At 67.7% G+C, this 19596-nt stretch carries 16 protein-coding genes; 2 read left to right on the top strand and 14 right to left on the bottom strand.

Translation table 11 applies throughout. From position 1 onward, the window contains the following. Window positions 1-90 precede the first annotated feature (90 nt). The 6 genes from OKW76_RS06290 to OKW76_RS06315 form a co-directional block, all read right to left on the bottom strand. Window positions 91-828, bottom strand: coding sequence for an SPOR domain-containing protein (locus tag OKW76_RS06290; RefSeq protein WP_265552095.1), 738 nt, complete (start codon window positions 826-828; stop codon window positions 91-93). Continuing rightward, window positions 828-2555 carry an arginine--tRNA ligase gene (gene argS / locus OKW76_RS06295; protein ID WP_265552097.1) on the bottom strand — a complete coding sequence of 576 codons (1728 nt, stop codon included), beginning with the start codon at window positions 2553-2555 and terminating at the stop codon, window positions 828-830. The genes OKW76_RS06290 and argS overlap by 1 nt, the downstream gene beginning before the upstream one ends. Before the next feature lie 40 nt (window positions 2556-2595). Further along, complete coding sequence (gene rarD, locus OKW76_RS06300) at window positions 2596-3504, bottom strand: EamA family transporter RarD (RefSeq protein ID WP_265552098.1); 909 nt, start codon at window positions 3502-3504, stop codon at window positions 2596-2598. A gap of 258 nt (window positions 3505-3762) precedes the next feature. Continuing rightward, window positions 3763-5499 carry an amidohydrolase gene (locus OKW76_RS06305; RefSeq protein ID WP_265552100.1) on the bottom strand — a complete coding sequence of 579 codons (1737 nt, stop codon included), beginning with the start codon at window positions 5497-5499 and terminating at the stop codon, window positions 3763-3765. Next, the gene (locus OKW76_RS06310) at window positions 5499-6353 is read right to left on the bottom strand and encodes an NAD(P)-dependent oxidoreductase (RefSeq protein WP_265552102.1); all 855 of its coding nucleotides are present in this window, start codon (window positions 6351-6353) and stop codon (window positions 5499-5501) included. The genes OKW76_RS06305 and OKW76_RS06310 overlap by 1 nt, the downstream gene beginning before the upstream one ends. A 10-nt stretch (window positions 6354-6363) precedes the next feature. Further along, window positions 6364-6708: a hypothetical protein gene (locus tag OKW76_RS06315; protein WP_265552104.1), complete on the bottom strand. Its 345-nt coding sequence runs from the start codon at window positions 6706-6708 to the stop codon at window positions 6364-6366. Between the two features lie 77 nt (window positions 6709-6785). On the opposite strand from OKW76_RS06315, the gene OKW76_RS06320 reads away from it, so the two are divergent. Next, window positions 6786-8030, top strand: a complete 1245-nt coding sequence (locus tag OKW76_RS06320; RefSeq protein ID WP_265552106.1) for a threonine ammonia-lyase — start codon at window positions 6786-6788, stop codon at window positions 8028-8030. 151 nt (window positions 8031-8181) lie between these two features. Then, window positions 8182-8961, top strand: coding sequence for an arginyltransferase (locus tag OKW76_RS06325; RefSeq protein WP_265552108.1), 780 nt, complete (start codon window positions 8182-8184; stop codon window positions 8959-8961). A 323-nt stretch (window positions 8962-9284) separates the two neighbouring features. On the opposite strand, the gene OKW76_RS06330 is transcribed toward OKW76_RS06325, so the two are convergent. The 8 genes from OKW76_RS06330 to OKW76_RS06365 form a co-directional block, all read right to left on the bottom strand. After that, a complete protein-coding gene (locus tag OKW76_RS06330) occupies window positions 9285-10088 on the bottom strand; it encodes a transglutaminase family protein (RefSeq protein ID WP_265552110.1) in 804 nt (267 codons plus the stop codon). Continuing rightward, complete coding sequence (locus OKW76_RS06335) at window positions 10088-11023, bottom strand: alpha-E domain-containing protein (RefSeq protein WP_265552808.1); 936 nt, start codon at window positions 11021-11023, stop codon at window positions 10088-10090. The genes OKW76_RS06330 and OKW76_RS06335 overlap by 1 nt, the downstream gene beginning before the upstream one ends. A gap of 157 nt (window positions 11024-11180) precedes the next feature. Then, window positions 11181-12671 (bottom strand): circularly permuted type 2 ATP-grasp protein, encoded by a 1491-nt coding sequence (locus tag OKW76_RS06340; protein WP_265552112.1) that lies wholly within the window; start codon window positions 12669-12671, stop codon window positions 11181-11183. Between the two features lie 212 nt (window positions 12672-12883). Next, window positions 12884-14920, bottom strand: a complete 2037-nt coding sequence (locus OKW76_RS06345; RefSeq protein ID WP_265552115.1) for a protein-disulfide reductase DsbD family protein — start codon at window positions 14918-14920, stop codon at window positions 12884-12886. Window positions 14921-15086: 166 nt separating this feature from the next. Beyond that, entirely contained in the window at window positions 15087-15974 is an 888-nt protein-coding gene (gene mmsB / locus OKW76_RS06350; protein ID WP_265552117.1) for a 3-hydroxyisobutyrate dehydrogenase, read from the bottom strand. Between the two features lie 229 nt (window positions 15975-16203). Further along, window positions 16204-16977 carry an enoyl-CoA hydratase gene (locus OKW76_RS06355; RefSeq protein ID WP_265552119.1) on the bottom strand — a complete coding sequence of 258 codons (774 nt, stop codon included), beginning with the start codon at window positions 16975-16977 and terminating at the stop codon, window positions 16204-16206. A gap of 115 nt (window positions 16978-17092) precedes the next feature. Beyond that, window positions 17093-18133, bottom strand: a complete 1041-nt coding sequence (locus tag OKW76_RS06360; RefSeq protein WP_265552122.1) for an enoyl-CoA hydratase/isomerase family protein — start codon at window positions 18131-18133, stop codon at window positions 17093-17095. Window positions 18134-18346: 213 nt separating this feature from the next. Then, window positions 18347-19492, bottom strand: coding sequence for an acyl-CoA dehydrogenase family protein (locus OKW76_RS06365; protein ID WP_265552124.1), 1146 nt, complete (start codon window positions 19490-19492; stop codon window positions 18347-18349). Window positions 19493-19596 lie beyond the last annotated feature (104 nt).

Below are 19596 nucleotides of genomic sequence, written 5' to 3' on the forward strand. Positions count from 1 at the left end.
GTACGGTCCTTCGACAAGCTCAGGACGAACGGGAAAGGTTCAAGCCCCCCCCTTTATCCGTTGGGCGAAGCAGCACCGGAGCGCTTGCGCTCAAGACACCACGAAGCACGCCTCGCCCGCGATCTTCAGCTTGCCGCAGATCTCGCGCGCCTGCGCGTTGCTGCCGGCGTTGACGCGCAGCCGGTGGACGGTGCGGCCATTGACCTCGGCGGCCTGGATCGACTGGCCGAGCCCGGCGAGATAGCCGAAGCGGCTCGAGAGCTGCTTCCACGACGATTGCGCGACCGCGTCGCTCGGGAACGATCCGAGCTGGACCACCGCACCGCCGCCGCCGGTCGCCGTGGGCGGCGGGGTGGCGGTGGCGGGCGCGGCGGCGCTCAGCCGGCCCGAGGGGGGCGGCACATCGGCCTCGACGCGGCGACCGCTGGGTGGGGCGACGGGCACCGCCTGCGGCTGCGCACGGCCAGCGACGGGCGCCTCCGGCACCGCCGAAAGGTCGACCCGCGCCTTGGTCGCGCTGCCTTCGCTGGTCTTGAACACCGCGTCGCCCTCGCCCGCGACGCGCATGCCGCCGGGCTGGTCGGGCTTGACCTTATAATCCCCCTCGGGCGCGGCGATAAGCTCGCCCGACCCGCCGGTTACGCGGCGATCCTGATACCAGTAGAGACCCGCGACCGCGGCGGCGATCACCGCCAGCCCGACGCCGATCAGCAGGATCAGCCGCAGCATCGACGGCCGGTCGTCATAGCCGTCGTCGACGGTTTCGAGCCAGGGCAGCCGATCCTCGTCGCGCTCGATCGAATCGCCGGTCATTTCGAGAGTCGTCATCAGTGCATCTCCTCGACCGCCACGACGCCCATGACGCCGAGACCGCTGCGGATGATCTGCCCGATCGCGCCCGCCAGATAAAGCCGCGCCTGCGTAAGCCCGGCATCGTCGGCGATCAGGTAGCGGCGATCGGCGCGCTCGTTGCCGACATTCCACGCAGCGTGAAATTCGGCAGCCAAATCGTAGAGATAGAACGCGATTCGGTGCGGTTCGCGGGCGAGCGCGGCGCTTTCGGCGATGCGCGGGAACTGCGCCGCCAGCTTCACCAGCGCCAGCTCCTCCGTATCAAGCCGGGACAGGTCGGGCGTAGCGGTCGGTTCGATTCCCGCCTCCAGCGCGCGGCGGTGGAGCGATGCGATCCGCGCATGGGCATATTGGACGTAGAAGACCGGATTGTCCTTCGACGCCTCGACCACCTTGGCGAAATCGAAATCCATCTGCGCATCGGCCTTGCGCGTCAGCATCGTGAAGCGGACGACGTCCTTGCCGACTTCCTCGACCACGTCGGCGAGCGTGACGAAATTGCCCGAGCGCTTCGACATCTTCACCGGTTCGCCCGCGCGCAGCAGCCGCACCATCTGCACCAGCTTGACGTCGAAGCGCGTCTTGCCCTCGGTCAGCGCGTTGACCGCGGCGACGATGCGCTTGACCGTGCCGGCATGGTCGGCACCCCAGATGTCGATCAGCTGGTCGGCGCTCTCGGCCTTCTGGAAATGATAAGCGAGGTCGGCGCCGAAATAGGTCCAGGCACCGTTCGACTTCTTGATCGGGCGATCCTGGTCGTCGCCGAACTTCGTCGAGCGGAACAGCGGCAGCTCGACCGGCTCCCAATCATCGGCGACTTCGCCCTTGGGGGCTTCGAGCACACCGTCATAGACGAGGTCGCGCGCGCGCAGCCAGGCTTCCGCCGCCTCGGGCTTGCCCGCCGCCTGGAGCTCGGCCTCGGAGGCGAACTTGTCGTGGTGGATGCCGAGCAGGGCGAGATCGGCGCGGATCATCACCAGCATCGCCGCCACTGCTTCGCGCCGGAACAATGCGAGCCATTCGCCCTCGGGCGCGTCGACGAACGCATTGCCATGTTCGGCAGCCAACTTTTCGCCGATCGGCTTGAGATACTCGCCGGGGTACAACCCCTCGGGGATCGCGATCGTCTCGCCAAGCGCCTCGCGATAGCGAAGGTGCGCCGAGCGCGCGAGCGTATCGACCTGGCCGCCGGCGTCGTTGACATAATATTCGCGGATCACGTCGTGGCCGACGAATTCGAGCAGGCTGGCGAGTGCATCGCCCACCACCGCGCCGCGGCAATGCCCCATATGCATCGGGCCGGTGGGGTTGGCCGAGACATATTCGATGTTGACGGTCGTGCCCTTGCCCAGCTCGGAGCGGCCATAACGGTCGCCCTCGGCATGGATCGTCGCCAGCTCGTCGCGCCAGGTGGCGTCGGTGAGCGTCAAATTAATGAAGCCAGGGCCGGCGACCGACACCGCCGAAACCTCGTCGATCTTCTGCAACTCGGCAGCGATCTTTTCGGCGAGCGCACGCGGGTTGGTGCCCGCGGGCTTGGCGAGCACCATCGCCGCGTTAGTCGCAAGATCACCATGGCTGGCGTCGCGCGGCGGCTCGACGGTTACCGCGCGGCGTTCGAGCCCGGCGGGCAGGTCGCCCGCGGCGACCAGCGCGTCGAGGGCTGCGTTGAGATGGGCGGCAAAGCGGGTGTAAAGCGTCATGCCCGGGCTCTAAGCGGCAATCTGCCGATCGGCAACAATCTCAGCCCGCGGGCACCGGGCGGCGCTTGGGCAGGAAGCCACTGCCGACGTAGAGCGCCAGCCCTGTCCATATGCAGACGAAGCAGATGATATGCGCGGTGGTGAGCGGTTCGCCCAGCCAAAGCACCGCCAGCGCGAACTGGAGCGTCGGCGCGATGTACTGCAGCAACCCCACCATCGCATAAGGTAGCCGCCTTGCCGAGGCAGCGAACAACAGCAGCGGCACCGCGGTGACGATGCCGGTGAGCACCAGCAGGATGCTCACATCCGTGCGATCGCCGAACGCTAGCGAATGGCTGCTCGCCATCCAGCCGAGATAGGCGAGCGCGAACGGAGTGAGGATCGCGGTTTCGAGCGCCAGTCCCTCGATCGATTCGACGCGCACCATCTTGCGCACCAGGCCGTAGAGCGCGAACGACATCGCCAGCGTCAGGCTGATCCACAACCCCTCGCCCGCCCCCGCCGCAAGCACCGCGACGCCGACCCCGGCGATTCCCACCGCCAGCGCCTGCAGCCGCGTCAGCCGCTCGCGCAGCACGACGACGCCGAGCAGCACGTTGATGAGCGGATTGAGGAAATAGCCGAGGCTGCCCGCAAGCACCTGCTGGTGCTGGACCGCCCAGATATAGACCAACCAGTTGACCGAGATCAGCGCGGCGCTGGCGGTGAGCGCGAGCATCACCCGCCGGTCGCGCAGCGCGGTGAGCAGCTTGTCGCGGCGGCGCATCGCTAGGACGACGATGGTCAGCAGCACCAGCGACCAGACGATCCGGCTGGCGACGATCTCGCTCGACCCGACACCCTCGAGCAGCAGGAAATAGAGCGGCAGCACCCCCCAGATCGAATAGGCGGCGACGCCCTGGATCAGCCCGGTGCGATCGATCGCCGGCGTGGGTGCGGGTGCGTGCATGTCTCCAAGCTATGCGCTCATGTTGCAGTGCGCAAAGCAGCCGAGCGATTGTAGGAGAAACAAAAGCTTCTTGGGGGGGAGCCTCCTTAGCCGTCACCCCGGCCTTGTGCCGGGGTCCACCGCGCCGAAGCCGCATCGGCAGGCGGCCCCGGGCGGCACCGACCGCCGCGTCGTGGACCCCGGCACAAGGCCGGGGTGACGACGGCGGGGGTTCGAGCGCCCCGGTCAGTCCCGGCACGAAGCTGGGGTGACGAAGCGTCAGCGCCCCGGCGGACCCGCCCGCACCGGATCGCGCGTCAGCGCCTCGGGCACCGCATCTTCGCGACCGCCGCGTTCGAACACCTTCTGCCCGCCGACCCAGGTCTCGAGCACCACCGTCTGGCGAAGCTCGGCGGGCGACACCGCGCTCGGATCGCGATCGACGATCACGAAATCGGCGCGCATGCCGGGCGCGAGCCGCCCGAACTTCGATTCAGCGAATCCCGCATAGGCGGCGTCGATCGTGAACGCCTTCCACGTTTCCTCGCGCGTGAGTGCTTCCTCGGCGCGCCAGCCGCCGAAGGGCTGGCCGTCGGGGCCCTGGCGGGTAAAGCCCGCTGCCCAGCCGACGAAGGGATTGGGGTTCTCGACCGGATAGTCCGATCCGAACGCGATCCGTGCGTTGTTCCTGAGCATCGACCGCCAGGCATAGGCGCCGCCCAGCCGCTCGGCACCCAGCCGCGTCTCGGCCATCGTGCGGTCGCTGGTCTGGTGGACCGGCTGCATCGAGGCGATGATGCCGTTGCGCCCGAAGCGCGGCAGATCGGCCGCATCGACGATCTGTGCATGTTCGATCCGCCAGCGCCGGTCGCCCTTGTAGCTGGTCTGCATCTCGTCGATCGCGTCGAGCACCTGCCCGTTGGCACGGTCGCCAATCGCGTGGATCGCCAGCTGGAAGCCGTCCATCGCGCCGCGGCTCATCTGGTTGAGCAATTGGGTATCGGTCTGGAAGGGCAGCCCGGTCTGGCCCGCGGCATCGGCATAGGGCGCCTTGAGCCACGCCCCGCGCGACCCCAGCGCCCCGTCGAGATACAGCTTGATCCCGCCCATCCGCAATTTGTCGGCATACAGCCACGGCGTCGGCCCGCTGCCGCCGACGCGCACCGCGGTATCGACCGAATCGGCATAGGTCATCAGCCGGACGCGCAGGAAGTTGAGATCGGCCATCCGGCGATAGGTCATCCAGTCGTCGAGGCTGGTGCCCATGTCGGCGGTGGCGGTGATGCCGTTGCGCAGCAGGATCTTCTGCGCCTCGAGGAAGGCGGCGTTGCGGTCGCGCGGCGACGGGGCTGGCACCGCCTTGCCCACCAGCGCCATCGCGGCATCGATGAAGACCCCGCTCGGCTGGCCATTGGCGCCCTTTTCGATCCGGCCGCCGCTCGGCGATTCGCTCTTGGCGGTGATGCCCGCGGCCTTCATCGCCGCGCTGTTCGCCCAGGCGGCATGGCCGTCGACTCGTTCGAGCCATACCGGCTTGCCCGGCACCAGCGCGTCGAGCTCGGCGGCGGTGGGGAAGCGACCCAGCCCCCAGCGTTCCTGGTTCCAGCCGCCGCCGGTTATCCAGGGGCGATCGGGATTGGCGGCGGCATAGGCGACGATTTTGGCCTTGGCCTCGTCGAAGCTCTGCGTCTCCGACAGGTCGAGCGCGAGCGCCTGGAAGCCCAGCCCCATCACATGGCCATGCGCGTCGATCATGCCGGGGATCAGGATCCGCCCCTTCATGTCGATCCGCCAGTCGAGCTTCTCGGGGCGCTTGTCGCGGCGCTGGAGCAGCTTGGACACCTTGCCGTCACGATCGACCAGCACGCCGGTGAAGCGCACGACGCGGCCGTTCTCGTCGAGCGTCATGCCGTCGACATTCTCGACGAGCGCATCGGCGAAGGCCGGGCTGGCGGCGAGCAGGGCGAGGGCCGCCAAGGCTCCCCTCCCCTTCAGGGAGGAGAGAATGTTGTTCATCACTTCGGCAATCTCCGCACCAGCGCGCTCGTGTCCTGCCGAGCGCCGCCCATCTTTTGCACTTCGGCGTAAAATTGATCGACCAGCGCGGCGACCGGCAGCGATGCGCCGTTGTGCTTGGCCTCGTCGAGCGCCAGCCCGAGATCCTTGCGCATCCAATCGACCGCGAAGCCGAAATCGAACCGGTCCTCGCCCATCGTCTGCCAGCGATTGACCATCTGCCAGCTCTGCGCCGCTCCGCCCGAAATCGCTTCGAACACCTTGTCGAGATCGAGATCGGCGGCCTGCGCGAAGCGCAGCGCTTCGCTCACGCCCTGGAGCACCCCGGCAATCGCGATCTGGTTGACCATCTTGGTGGTCTGGCCGGCACCGGCATCGCCGACATGGACGATCCGCGCGGCGTAGGCCTGCATCAAGGGCTCTGCGACCGCGAGCGCGTCAGCCGAGCCGCCGCACATGATCGAAAGCTTGCCGTTCTCGGCGCCTGCCTGCCCGCCCGACACCGGCGCATCGACGACCAGCGCGCGCGCACCCGCCAGCCGCCGCGCGATCGAGGCCGAGACCGTGGTGTGATCGATGAAGACCGCATCGTCGCGCATCGCAGCGAAAGCTCCGTCGTCGCCGAGCGTCACTCCGGCCAGATCGTCGTCATTGCCGACGCAGGTGATGACCGCGTCCTTGCCCACCGCCGCCTCGGCGGGAGTCGCGGCGACTGCGCCGCCATGGGTCGCTGCCCAGGCGTCGGCCTTCGAGCGAGTGCGGTTGTAGACGGTGACGTGGTGCCCGGCTTTGACAAGGTGCCCCGCCATGGGCGCGCCCATGACGCCGGTTCCGATGAATGCGATTGCTGCCATGCGCACTGCCTTAGGCGCGAGCCGCGCGCCCCGCAACGGCGGCGCAGTCGTCGGCGCGTACCGTATATCTGGTGCGCACCCCGCGCGTCGCATAGCCCGCGGCCACCTCGCGTCCGGTGCGGCAGGTGAGCTTCACCGCGGCATCCTGGCGCGGCCGCGTCGCCCAATAGCCGCTGGCGAATTCGCGCAGCGGCCGCCGCTCGCCCGCGCCGCTCACCAGCGCCCCCGACGCGAGCACATGATCGGGGTCGCTCACCACCACGAAGCCGTTGACGAACAGGTCGACCGACGCGACCGCGATTCCTGCGAGCACCACCAGCATGGCGACGCGCAGCGAAAAGAAATAGCGATGCATGGCCAGCAGTTTCGAGGCTCGGCGGCGAAATCGCAACCCGGTTTCCCCCGCGCGCGCGATCGGCTAGGCGCTGTCGCATGGCTACCCTTCCCGTCGCACCGCCCGCCTCTGCGCTCGTGACCCTCGACGATGTGCGCGCCGCGCATATCCGGATCGCCGATGCGGTGGTGCGCACGCCGACCCTGATCAGCCGGACACTGTCGCAGCTGACCGGCGCGACGGTGTATCTGAAGTTCGAAAACCTCCAGTTCACCGCCGCCTACAAGGAGCGCGGCGCGCTCAACACGCTGCTCCAGCTCGACGCTGCCGCGCGCGCCAAGGGGGTGATCGCGGCATCGGCAGGCAATCACGCGCAGGGCCTGGCCTATCATGGCAACCGGCTGGGCATCCCGGTGACGATCGTGATGCCGCAGAACACGCCGACGGTGAAGGTGACGCAGACCGAAGGCCATGGCGCGACGGTGATCCTCGAGGGCGAAACCTTCGACGCCGCGCACGCGCATGCGCGCAAGTTAGAGGCGACCAACGGCTATACCTTCGTCCATCCGTTCGACGATGCGCGGATCATCGCGGGCCAGGGGACGATCGCGATCGAGATGCTCGAGGACGTGCCCGAAATCGACACCTTCCTGGTGCCGATCGGCGGCGGCGGGCTGATCTCGGGCGTCGCGACGGTCGCCAAGGCGAGCGAGCGGCCGATCGAGGTGATCGGGGTCGAGGCCGAGCTGTTCCCGTCGATGTACAACCGGATCAACGGTACCGACCTGCCCTGCGGCGGCGATACGCTGGCCGAGGGGATCGCGGTGAAGGAGCCCGGCGGGCTGACCGCGCAGATCGTGCGCGAGCTGGTCGACGACATCGTGCTGGTCAACGAGCGCAGCCTGGAGGAATCGGTCAGCCTGTTGCTGCAGATCGAAAAGACCGTGGTCGAAGGCGCCGGCGCCGCCGGGCTCGCCGCGCTGCTCGCGCACCCCGAGAAGTTCCGCGGCAAGACCGTCGGCACGATCCTGTGCGGCGGCAATATCGACACGCGGCTGCTCGCCAACGTGCTGCTGCGCGATCTCGCGCGCTCGGGCAGGCTCGCGAGGCTGCGGGTGCGGCTGCAGGACCGCCCCGGCGCGCTGTTCAACGTCGCGCGGATCTTCCACGAACAGGGCGTCAACATCATCGAGGTGTATCACCAGCGGGTGTTCACCACGCTGCCCGCCAAGGGCCTCATCACCGACATCGAATGCGAGACGCGCGACAAGGCGCATCTCGACCGGCTGATGGCGGCGTTGACCGCGGCGCATTACGAAGTGAGCCCCGTCGAGCTCGCCTGACGCCCGCACCGGGGCAGGTCGCGGCTCGGCGAAACTCTTTCGCGCGTTAACGCTCTTTCCTTGGTTAACAAGCTTTTCATCATTGCCGCGCGGCCACATAGTGAGCCCACGGTCGCAGCTCGCGGCTTGGTTCGAAGGGCTTTTCCACAGCGTGACCGCGCCGTTTCGTTTCCCCCGGTTCTTCGTGACCACCCCGACACCCTGCCCCTATCTGCCCGGGCGGCAGGAGCGGAAGGTGTTCACCGAACTCAACGGCCAACATGCCGGCGAACTCAACGATGCGCTCGGGCGGATCGGCTTCCGCCGCAGCCAGGGCGTCGCCTATCGCCCCAGCTGCCCCAGCTGCAGCGCGTGCCAGTCGGTCCGCGTCGTCGCCGACCGCTTCGAAACCAATGCGACGCAGCGCAAATTGCTCCGGCGCCACGGTGACCTCGAAGTCAGCGCCTGCCGCCCCTGGGCGACCGAGGAGCAGTTCGAGCTGCTGACGCAATATCTGGCGAACCGGCATCCCGGCGGCGGCATGGCGGCGATGGACGAGGGCGACTATGCCGACATGGTCGAGCACAGCCCGGTGCGCAGCTATGTCGTCGAATATCGCGAACCTTCGGTCGGCGGCCGCCCGGGCAAGCTGGTGGGGGCGTGCATCAGCGACCAGCAGGCCGATGGGCTGTCGATGATCTACAGCTTCTTCGACGCCGCGCCCGACGCGCGCCAGGGGCTGGGCAACTACATCATCCTCGATCACATCATGCGCGCGCGCGCCGCCAGGCTGCCCTATGTCTATCTCGGCTATTGGGTGAAGGGGTCGGCGCGAATGGAATATAAGACGCGCTATCGCCCGATGGAGGTGCTGGGTCGCAACGGCTGGGGGCCGCTTGAGGTGGATGCGGTGGCGGTGCCGGCGTGCGCGCGGGTGGCGGCGCTGGTTTGAGGGCACGGCGGCGGCCAGCCCGGCGCATGAAAGCCGGCGGGGGTTTAAGTTAGCTTGATCCGACCGCTGCCATTCGTGCTGAGCGGACCGAAGCACTGTTTTTCTTCGAGCCGGAATGACTGCGGCAAGAAGAAGGACAGCCCTTCGACAAGCTCAGGGCGAACGGATCAAGGTAAAGTCATCATGCTACAATCTAGCCCCCCGTTCGTTTCGAGCGAAGTCGAGAAACGGTCAAGCAGCGCCATCCCAGGTTTCTCGACTTCGCTCGAAACGAACGGATTTATTGGGCAATCCGCGCTAGCGAACGAGTTAAGCACCCGCGCTCAAGCATTCCCGCCGACCACCGCCACCCGAAGCGCGACGTCGAGCTCCTCCTCGCCCGGTCCCAGCCGCGATCCCGCCACCGGGGTCGCATCGCCCGCATCGAGCCCGACCGCGACGCGCACATAGCGCTCGTCGATCCGCGCGCCGACCGACGGATCGACCCCGATCCACCCCAGATCGGGCAGATGCGCCTCGACCCAGCCGTGCGGCGAGCAGCGTTCGCTCTGCGCCTGGCGATAGCCGCTGACGTAGCGAGCCGGCACCCGCGCGCTGCGTAGCCCCGCCACCAGCATCTGGGCGAGTTCGCGGCCGGTCGCGCGATCGCCCTCGAACGCTGCTGCGGCATCGCGCAGCGGTTCGTTGACGTCTTCGGCCAGGCCAAAGCGGTCGTGCATCGCGCGAACCGCGGCGTCGATCCCCTCGACCCCGCCCAGCCCGACTGCCGCCCCGACGACGCCCGACAGGGCATCGCCCGCGCGCGTCCGCTCGGTCTCGCGCAGATAGAAAGCGGGCGGCAACGGCTCGGCGGTGCCGTGGACGAAGCCGTCGGCGCCCGCGGTGAGTACTTCACCCTGGACGCTGATCTCGATGCTTTCGAGCGGCCCTTCGGCATAGAGCATCGTCAGCTTGTTGCCCAAGCCGTCGCGCGCCTCGCGCAGCCGCGCGTCGCAATCGACGTCGATCCGCCAGCTGACGATCGTCTGGTCGTTGGTGTCGTCGGGCGAGAGCCGCAGCGCCTGGACCAGCCGCAATTGCGGCTCGCTAAAGGCATAACGGGTGCGATGATCGATCGTGATGCGCATCAGATGAACCGAAATTGGCGGGCGATCGCGGCGTCGAGCGCCGCATTTTCCGCGAGGAATCCGCCCAGATATTCGTGCAGCCCGCGCACGATCACCTCGTGGGTGCGAGTGCGGTGCATCTTGGCCATGCGGTTGCGCGCCATCCGATCGGCCTCGCCCTGCAGCCCGGTGCGCTTGCCGACGAGGCTGAGCACCTCAACCGTTTCCTCGACGCACGCAGCGAGCGAGCGCGGCAGTTCGGGGCGGGTGAGCAGCAGGTCGATCACCAGATTGGGCTTGAGCCCCTCGGCATAGAGCCAGCGATAGGCGGTCACCGCCGACACCGTCTGGAGGATCGTCGTCCACTGGTCGCGATCGACGATGCCGCCGACCGGCTCGCCCTCGGGCAGTAGCAGATGATATTTGACGTCGACCAGCCGCGCGGTGTTGTCGGCGCGCTCAATCGCGGCGCCCAGCCGGATCAGCCACACCGCTTCGTTGCGCATCATCCGCAGCACTGCGCCCTCGAACCCGCGCGTTTCGGCCTTCACCGCCTCGACCAGATTGAGCGTCGCCATCGCGTTGCCCGGGCGCACCTGGCTGTTGAACAACAGCCACGCGCGGTTGATCGCGGTCCATGCCTCGCGCGTCAGCGCGGTGCGCACCGCGCGGGCGTTGTTGCGCGCCATGTCGAGGCAGCGGACCAGCGACCCGGCATTGGCGGTATCGATCGTCAGGAAGCGCGCGACATTGGCCTGGTCGATCGGCGCGCCGGTATCGGCATAGAGCGCGTCGCTATCGGTGACGCGCAGCGCGCTTTCCCACGCCGCCTCGCCCGCCGGGGTGGGCGACAGCGCATCGAGCCGGACGGTGGCCTCGACCAGCCGCGCGACGAAATCGGCGCGCTCGACATAGCGGCCGAGCCAGTAGAGCGATGCCGCCGTGCGCGAGAGCATCACCATGCGACGTCCTCCCCATCACAGATGGGGAGGGGGACCACCGCGAAGCGGTGGTGGAGGGGGCGGCGGCGAAGCCGACGCTGCGCGCCGGCCCCCTCCACCATGCTGCGCATGGTCCCCCTCCCCATTGCATGGGGAGGATGTAGGTGGCCGCTCATGATCCCAGTTCCTGACGCTGCAACATGCCCCCCATTGCCTGCATCTGGCGGCGTTCCTCGGGCATCAGCACGAAGCTGTCCTTGGTCCCGCCGCCCTGCGACGAATTGACCACCAACGAGCCTTCGCGCAGCGCCACGCGGGTGAGGCCGCCGGGGACCACCTGGACCCCGTCGCGCCCGGTCAGCACGAAGGGGCGGAAATCGACATGGCGCGGCGCGAGCCCCGCCGCGGTCATCGTCGGCACCGTCGACAGCGCCAGCGTCGGCTGCGCGATATAGCGGTGCGGCTCGGCGATCAGCGCGGCGCGGAAGGCCTCGATCTCGGCCTTGGTCGCGGTCGGGCCGACGAGCATGCCATAGCCGCCCGAGCCATCGACAAGCTTCACGACCAGTTCGGGCAGGCGTTCGAGGACGTATTTGAGCGCCTGCGGCTCGCGGCAGCGATAGGTCTCGACATTGGGCAGCTTGGCCTCGCCGCCCGAATAGAAGCGCACGATCTCGGGCATGTAGCTGTAGATCGCCTTGTCGTCGGCGATGCCGTTGCCCGGCGCGTTGATGAGCGTGACGTTGCCCGCGCGATACGCCGCCATCAGCCCGGGCACACCGAGCATCGAATCGGCGCGGAATACCAAAGGATCGAGATAGTCGTCGTCGATGCGGCGATAGATCACGTCGACCTTCACCCGCCCGGCGATCGTCTGCATCCAGACGACATCGTCGTCGACCACAAGATCGGCGGGCTCGACCAACTCGATCCCCATGCTGTCGGCCAGGAAGCTGTGTTCGTAATAGGCGCTGTTGAAATGCCCCGGCGTCAGCACGACGCACACCGGGCGCAGGCCGCTACCCTCGGGCGCGACCGATCGCATCGTTTCGTGCAGCCGGTCGGGATAGCTGTCGACCGCGGCGACGCGGAACGAGCGGAACAGCTCGGGGCACAGCCGGATCATCGCCTCGCGGTTTTCGAGCATGTACGACACGCCCGACGGGGTGCGGGCATTGTCCTCGAGCACGTAGAATTCGTCGGGCCCGGTGCGGACGAGGTCGATGCCGCAGATATGCGCGAAGACGCCGTGCGGCGGGCGGATGCCGACGACTTCGTGGCGGAACTGCGCGTTGCCCAGCACCAGTTCGGCGGGCAGCACGCCTTCGGCAAGGATGCGGCGTTCGCCGTAAATGTCGTCGAGAAAGGCGTTGATCGCCTCGACCCGCTGGATCAACCCCTGGCTCAGCCGCGCCCATTCGTCGGCGAGGAACACGCGGGGCACGATGTCGAAGGGGATGATGCGTTCGCTGGCGTCATGGTCGCCATAGACCGCGAAGGTGATGCCGAGCTGGCGGAAGGTGTTCTCTGCCGCCTCGGTGCGGCGCTGAAGCTCCTCGCGCGGGGTTTCGTTGATCCAGGCGGCCAGGGCCGCGAATTCGGGCCGCGGCGCCTGCGGCCCGCCCTTCCCCCAGATTTCGTCGAACGCGCGCGTATCTTCCATTCGACCTCAAAAGCTTCGAGCCGCCGGTTGGTTGCATGCTGCCCGCGAACGTTGGGTCGCACAAGGGCGTTCGGGGGAGGATTAACCTCATTCCTCCCCCTTCAGGGGGAGGGGACCATGCGCAGCATGGTGGAGGGGGCGAGCCACGGGCGACACCGTTTGTGGCAGCCCACTCCACCGCTTCGCGGTCCCCCTCCCCCGTCGGGGGAGGATTAGCTAGTGCGGTTCGCCGGCAGCTCGGTCAGCATCGCCGGGGTCAGCAATTGCGGCAGCACGCGCGGTGCTGCGGCCCCCGGGGCATACCAGAGGTACAGCGGCACGCCGGCGCGGTTATGCCGTTCGATGAAGCGCCCCAGCGCCGGATCGCCATCGGTCCAATCGCCCACCAGCACGCTGACCTTGCCGTCGCCAAACGCCTTGGCGACGCCCCCGGTCTCGATCGCCGCCTTTTCGTTGACCTTGCAGGTGACGCACCAGTCGGCGGTGAAATAGGCGAAGACCGGGCGCCCCTCGGCGCGCAGGCGTTCGAGCGTCGCTTCGCTGAAGGGCTCGGCCCCCAATGCGGCGACTTGCGAGGGTTCGGCGGCGCTGCGCTCGACGCTGGCGACCGCGACCAGGCCGATCGCCAGCGCGACGCCGGCTGGTGCCCATTGCAGCGCCTTGCCCCCTAACTGCCGCCGCCCGGTCCACCACAATGCCAGCGCCAGCACCAATGCCGCCGCCAGCCCCAGCGTCATGCCATCGACCCCCGCCTGCCGCCCCAGCACCCAGGCGAGCGCCAGCGCGGTCAGGAACATCGGCACCGACAGGATATGGCGAAAGGTCGCCATCCACGCGCCGGGCTTGGGCAGCCGCCGGCGAAGCGCGGGGACGAAGCCGAGCAGCAGGAACGGGAGCGCTAGGCCAAGCCCCAGCCCGGCGAACACCAGCATCCCCATCCACCACGGGAGCACCAGCGCTGTCCCCAGCGCCGCGCCCATGAACGGCCCGGTGCACGGCGTCGCGACGAAGGCGGCGAGCGCGCCGGTGAGGAAGGCGCTGCCAGTCCCCTTCGCGCTCATCCGGTTGGCGATGCCCGGCGCGCCGACCTCGAACAGCCCCGCCAGGTTCAGCGCGATCGCGGTGACCAGCAGCAGCAGGAACAGGATGACGCGCGGGTCCTGCAGCTGGAACGCCCAGCCGACGCTTGCCCCCGCCGCGCGCAGCCCGAGCAGGATGCCGCCCAGCGCGAGGCACACCAGCACCACGCCTGCGGTATAGGCGAGCGCCTCGCCGCGCGCGCTGCGCTCATCACCGCCCGCGCGCGCAAGGCTCAATGCCTTGAGGCTGAGGATCGGGAAAACGCAGGGCATGATATTGAGGATCAGCCCGCCGAGCAGCGCGCCAGCGAACGCCAGCAGCGCAGTGGCGACATCGAGCGTCGCCGCCGCCTGCCCCGCCGCGACCGAGCCCGGCACTGCGGTTACCGCAAAGCCCTTGCCCTCGCCGATCGACAACACCCCCTCTACCGCCTGCGGCCCCGCGGTGGGCGCAGTGGTTTCGATGATCAGCAGGTCGCCCTCGCGGCGCACCGTCTGCGGCGCGGCGTAGTTGAGCGCATTGGGCGTCAGCGGGAAGAAATAGGGGTCGGTCGCGGCGGCTTCGGCGGGGAACGGCACCGCGAGGCGGAACATGCCCTCGGCCACCTCGAAGCTCGCCTGCGACCCCAGCGGCTTGGGCAGCCCCGCGCGCCATTGGTCGAACCGCGCGCGTATGTCGGGGGCGATCACGCCGTCGCCAATGGTCAGCTTGGTTGCAAGCCTTTGGCTTTCGGGCACGCAAATCTCGTTGGTGCAGACCAGATAATCGGCCTTCACCGACACCGGCATCACCGTGCCCGGCACGGCATCGGCGGGGATCTTCAGCGTGACGAACTGGGTGAAGCGGCCCTCATAGACATAGTTCATCAGCCCCGCGATCAGCAGCCGCTGCGGCACCGGATATTGCAGCGGCCCGGCGGTGACCCCGGTGGGCAAGCCCCAATCCAGCGTGGTTTCAAGTCCGGCATCGCCGGGGTTCTTCCAATAGCCATGCCAGCCGGGCTGGGGAGTGGAGACGAACGCCAGCGTCACCTCGTCGCCGGGCGCGGGGGTGGCGGTTTCGGGCACCAGCTCGATTGCGATGTGCGGCGCGGCCCCCGCGCCTTGCGCGAACGCCGGCATCGCCAGCGCGAGCATCAACAGGGCGGCAAGGATACGCAACAGGGGCATTGGCGGCTTTCGGGGTGGACGTGTGCGAACACCATAGCGCGCGCCGGTGCGATTTACATACCGCCCTTTCCCCGTTCGTGCTGAGCCTGTCGAAGCACCGTCCTTATCTCTGCATCGTCGCAAAAGGACGGTCCTTCGACAAGCTCAGGACGAACGGGGGTGAGGATCACATTTGCTTCAACCCCAGCATCTTGATGATCCCCGAAAAGTCGGTCGCCGCGCCGCCTTCGTCGACGAAACGCTGGTACATCTCCGCCGCGCGCGCGCCCATCGGGGTGTCGGCCGAAACGCTAGCCGCCGCCTGCATCGCCAGCCGCAGATCCTTGAGCTGAAGCGCGGCGGCGAAGCCGCCCTGCCAGTCGCGATCGGCGGGGGTTTCGGGGCCGATACCGGGGACCGGGCAATAGCTGGTCATCGACCAGCTTTGCCCCGACGATACGCTGGCGATGTCGTAGAAGGTCTGGAGGTCGAGCCCGAGTTTCTGCGCCAGCACGAACGCCTCGCCGGTCGCGACCATCGTCGCGCCGAGCAGCATGTTGTTGCAGATCTTCGCCGCCTGCCCGGCGCCGACCGGCCCGGCATGGATGACGGTCTTGCCCATGTCGGCCAGGAACGGCTCGGCGCGGCGAAACGCTTCCTCGCTGCCGCCCGCCATGAAGGTGAGCGTGCCCGCATTGGCGGCGGCGATCCCGCCCGACACCGGCGCATCGACCATCGTCAGCCCCTTTACCGCCGCCGCTTCGGCGACGCGGCGCGCGGTTTCGACGTCGATCGTCGAACAGTCGATCAGGATCGCGCTCGGCGGTGCGGCGGCGAATACGTCGGTGGTATAGACCGCCTCGACATGGCTGCCCGCTGGCAGCATCGTGATCACCGCCTCTGCCTCGGCGCACGCGATCGCGGCGGAGTCGGCGGGCAGACAGCCGGCGTCCTTGGCGCGGGCGAGTGCGTCGGCCGACAGGTCGAACGCGCGGACGTCGTGGCCGGCCTTGGCCAGGTTCGCGGCCATGCCGCCGCCCATATTGCCCAGCCCGATGAATGCGATGCGTGCCATGTTGCTCTCCTATTCTATCTCCCCTCTCCCCTGGACAGGGGACAGGATACCGCAGCTTGCCAGCTTGCTGGCTAGCGCAGGTTGGTGAGGGGTCGAGCGGCGCACTTACGCCGCGCGGTCGCAAGCGCGACCGCCTACCCCTCACCCAGCTACGACTAGGCCCGCGTGAAGAACGCGGACCAAGTCTGCGCAACCCTCTCCCCTGCAAGCAGGGGCGAGGGAAACTGCGTCACTTCCCAGTCCACACCCCGGCGCGTTTTTCGACGAACGCCGCCATGCCTTCCTTCTGATCCTGCGTGCCGAACAACCCGTGGAACAGCCGCCGCTCAAACTGAACCCCTTGGCTTAGCCCCATGTCAAAGGCAGCGTTCACCATTTCCTTATTCGCCTTCACCGCTAACGGCGCCATGCCCGCAATCGTCGCGGCGGTCTTGACCGCTTCCTCGACCAGATCGGCGGCGGGGATGATCCGGCTGACCAGCCCGGCGCGCTCGGCTTCCTGCGCATCCATCATCCGTCCGGTCAGGCACATTTCCATCGCCTTGGCCTTGCCCACCGCACGCGCCAGCCGCTGCGATCCGCCCATGCCGGGGGAGACCGCCAGCTTGATCTCGGGCTGGCCGAACTTGGCGGTGTCGGCGGCGAGGATGAAGTCGCACATCATCGCCACCTCGCAGCCACCGCCCAGCGCATAGCCAGCGACCGCAGCAATCACCGGCTTGCGCGTGCGGGTGAAGGCGTCCCAGCCGGCGAAGAAATCATGGCCGTACATGTCGGCAAAGCCCTGTGCCTGCATCTCCTTGATGTCGGCCCCCGCGGCGAACGCCTTTTCGCTGCCGGTCAGTACCGCACAGCCCTGCGAGGGATCGGCGTCGAACGCCGCCATCGCATCGAGCAATTCGGTCAGCACCTGCCCATTGAGCGCGTTGAGCGCCTGGGGCCGGTTGAGCGTGACCAGCGTCACCGCGCCGCGCTGTTCGACCAGGATGGTTTCGTAATTCATCGCACTCTTCTCCTTCGTCACCCCGGACTTGATCCGGGGTCCATGCGAAACCTCGGCGTCGGGGGTGCGGCTGATGGGTCGCATGGATGCCGGATCGAGTCCGGCATGACGATATTCAGGCCGGATTCCATTCGTCATCGGCGGGCAGCGGCGCGAAAATCTGGTCGATCAAATGGCCGGTGACCTCCTCGGGGGTCGCTGGCTGCCAGCGCGGCGCGTTGTCCTTGTCGATGATCACCGCGCGCACGCCTTCGATGAAGTCGTGGCGCTGGACGACGTGGCTCGCCACCGCGAATTCCTGGCGCATTTCGTCCTCGAAAGTCGGCATCGTCCGCCCGTCGAGCAGCAGCTTGAGGCTGACCTTCATCGTCTGCGGTGACTTGGTGTCGAGCGTGGCGAGCGTCTGCATCGCCCATTCGCCGCCATCCTCGCGCAGCGCGGCGTAGATGTCCTCGAGCCGATCGCTGGCGAATAGCCGGTCGATCGCCTCGCGCTGCGCCAGGATGCGCGCTTGCGGGGCGGGGGCGGATGCTTCGGTCAGGATCGCCTCGATCGCCTGCGGGTTCTGCGCGATCCGCTGCTTCACGCCGTCGAGCGCCTCTGCCGGCACGAAATGCGTCGCCAACCCAAGTGCAAGGCATTCGCCGCCGTCGATCCGCGCGCCGGTGAGCGCCAGATACTGGCCGATCCGCCCCGGCAGCCGCGACAGATACCAGCCACCGCCGACATCGGGGAACAGCCCGATCCCGGTCTCGGGCATCGCCAGCTTGGTGTTCTGGGTCGCGACGCGGAACGTCGCAGGCTGCGACAGGCCGACGCCGCCGCCCATCGTGATCCCGTCCATGAACGCGACGATCGGCTTGGCATAGGTGAACAGCCGGTGGTTCATCGTATATTCGGCGCGGAAGAAGGCGCGCGCGTCAACGCCGTCCTTGGCCCCGCTCTCGGCGATCATGCGGATGTCACCGCCAGCGCAAAAGCCGCGGCCCTCGGCGTGGTCGATCAGGATCGCCTCGACCGCGGGCTCCTCGACCCAGGCATCGAGCGCGGCGGTGATTGCGTCGCACATCGGGTGCGTGAGCGCATGGATCGCCTTGGGCCGGTTGAGCCGGATTCGACCGATGCGGCCCTCGGTGGTGATGAGAACTTCTTCCACGCCTGCTCCTTCATTTCCCTCTCCCCTGGATAGGGGAGAGGATACCGCAGCTTGCCAGCTTGCTGGCTAGCGCAGGTTGGTGAGGGGTCGAGCGGCGCTCGCGCCGCGCGGTCGCGAGCGCGACCGCACCACCCTCACCCAGCTTCGACTAGGGCCGCATGAAGAATGCGACCCAAGTCTACGCATCCCTCTCCCGCCAGCGGGAGAGGGAGTTCAACCCTGCCGCACCAGATCACGGCCGACGATCATCCGCATCACCTGATTGGTCCCCTCGAGGATCGAATGCACCCGCAGGTCGCGCCAGAAGCGCTCGATCGGGTAATCCTGCAAATAGCCATAGCCGCCATGTAGCTGCAGCGCATCGTTGACGATCTTCGATCCATTGTCGGTGGCCAGCCGTTTCGCCATCGCGGCAAAGCGTGTCTTGTCGGGGGCATTGGCGGTAACCTTGGCCGCTGCGACATACAGCAGCGCCCTTGCCGCCTCGAGATCGGTCGCCATGTCGGCGAGCATGAACTGGGTGTTCTGGAACTCGGCGATCGGCTGGCCGAATTGCTGGCGATCCTTGGTATAGGCGATGCTCTCGTCGAGGCAGCGCTGCGCCCCGCCGAGCGAACATGCGCCGATATTCAGCCGCCCGCCATCGAGCCCCATCATCGCGATTCGGAAGCCCTCGCCCTCGCCGCCGACCAGATTGGCCACCGGCACGCGCACATCCTCCAGGATCAACTGCCGCGTCGGCTGCGAATGCCAGCCGAGCTTCTTCTCGTTCGCACCAAAGCTGACACCGGCCATGTCCTTTTCGATCGCCAGGCAAGAAATGCCCTTCGGCCCGTCCTCGCCGGTGCGGACCATCACCAGGTACAGCTCGTTCTCGCCCGCACCCGAGATGAACTGCTTGCTGCCGTTGACGACGTAGTGGTCGCCATCCTTCACCGCGCGGGTCTTGAGCGCCGCGGCGTCGGAGCCCGAAGACGGTTCGGTCAGCGCGTAGGACGCGATCCAGTCCATCGTCGTCAGCTTGGAAAGGTAGCGGGCTTTCAGGTCGGCGCTGCCGAAGCGGTCGAGCATCCAGGCGGCCATGTTGTGAATGCTGATGAACGCGCTGGTCGAGGGACAGCCATAGGCCATCGCCTCCATGATCAACGCCGCCTCGAGCCGCCCGAGCCCGATGCCACCGCCTTCCTCGCTGACATAGATCGCCGCGAAGCCAAGCTCTGCGGCGGCCTTGATCGTCTCGCGCGGGAAGATGTGCTTCTCGTCCCATTCGGCGGCGAACGGGGTGATCCGGTCGGCGGTGAATTTCCGCGCGAGCTCCTGGATCTCGCGCTGGTCGTCGGTGAGGTCGAACTGGTTCATTACGATTCCTTTGCCGCGACCGGGTGAACGGTCGCTTCGGTCTTCATTTGATCACGTATCCGTCATGCCGGACTTGATCCGGCACCCAGGGCCACGCAGGATGC

Source organism: Sphingomonas sp. S1-29 (assembly GCF_026167545.1).
In the GTDB taxonomy this organism is placed as follows: Bacteria; Pseudomonadota; Alphaproteobacteria; order Sphingomonadales; family Sphingomonadaceae; genus Sphingomonas.

Coding starts and splice junctions, on each gene's coding strand:
- OKW76_RS06290 (WP_265552095.1), bottom strand. CDS start 828: ATGACGACTCTCGAAATGACCGGCGATTCGATCGAGCGCGACGAGGAT.
- argS (WP_265552097.1), bottom strand. CDS start 2,555: ATGACGCTTTACACCCGCTTTGCCGCCCATCTCAACGCAGCCCTCGAC.
- rarD (WP_265552098.1), bottom strand. CDS start 3,504: ATGCACGCACCCGCACCCACGCCGGCGATCGATCGCACCGGGCTGATC.
- OKW76_RS06305 (WP_265552100.1), bottom strand. CDS start 5,499: ATGAACAACATTCTCTCCTCCCTGAAGGGGAGGGGAGCCTTGGCGGCC.
- OKW76_RS06310 (WP_265552102.1), bottom strand. CDS start 6,353: ATGGCAGCAATCGCATTCATCGGAACCGGCGTCATGGGCGCGCCCATG.
- OKW76_RS06315 (WP_265552104.1), bottom strand. CDS start 6,708: ATGCATCGCTATTTCTTTTCGCTGCGCGTCGCCATGCTGGTGGTGCTC.
- OKW76_RS06320 (WP_265552106.1), top strand. CDS start 6,786: ATGGCTACCCTTCCCGTCGCACCGCCCGCCTCTGCGCTCGTGACCCTC.
- OKW76_RS06330 (WP_265552110.1), bottom strand. CDS start 10,088: ATGCGCATCACGATCGATCATCGCACCCGTTATGCCTTTAGCGAGCCG.
- OKW76_RS06335 (WP_265552808.1), bottom strand. CDS start 11,023: ATGCTCTCGCGCACGGCGGCATCGCTCTACTGGCTCGGCCGCTATGTC.
- OKW76_RS06340 (WP_265552112.1), bottom strand. CDS start 12,671: ATGGAAGATACGCGCGCGTTCGACGAAATCTGGGGGAAGGGCGGGCCG.
- OKW76_RS06345 (WP_265552115.1), bottom strand. CDS start 14,920: ATGCCCCTGTTGCGTATCCTTGCCGCCCTGTTGATGCTCGCGCTGGCG.
- mmsB (WP_265552117.1), bottom strand. CDS start 15,974: ATGGCACGCATCGCATTCATCGGGCTGGGCAATATGGGCGGCGGCATG.
- OKW76_RS06355 (WP_265552119.1), bottom strand. CDS start 16,977: ATGAATTACGAAACCATCCTGGTCGAACAGCGCGGCGCGGTGACGCTG.
- OKW76_RS06365 (WP_265552124.1), bottom strand. CDS start 19,492: ATGAACCAGTTCGACCTCACCGACGACCAGCGCGAGATCCAGGAGCTC.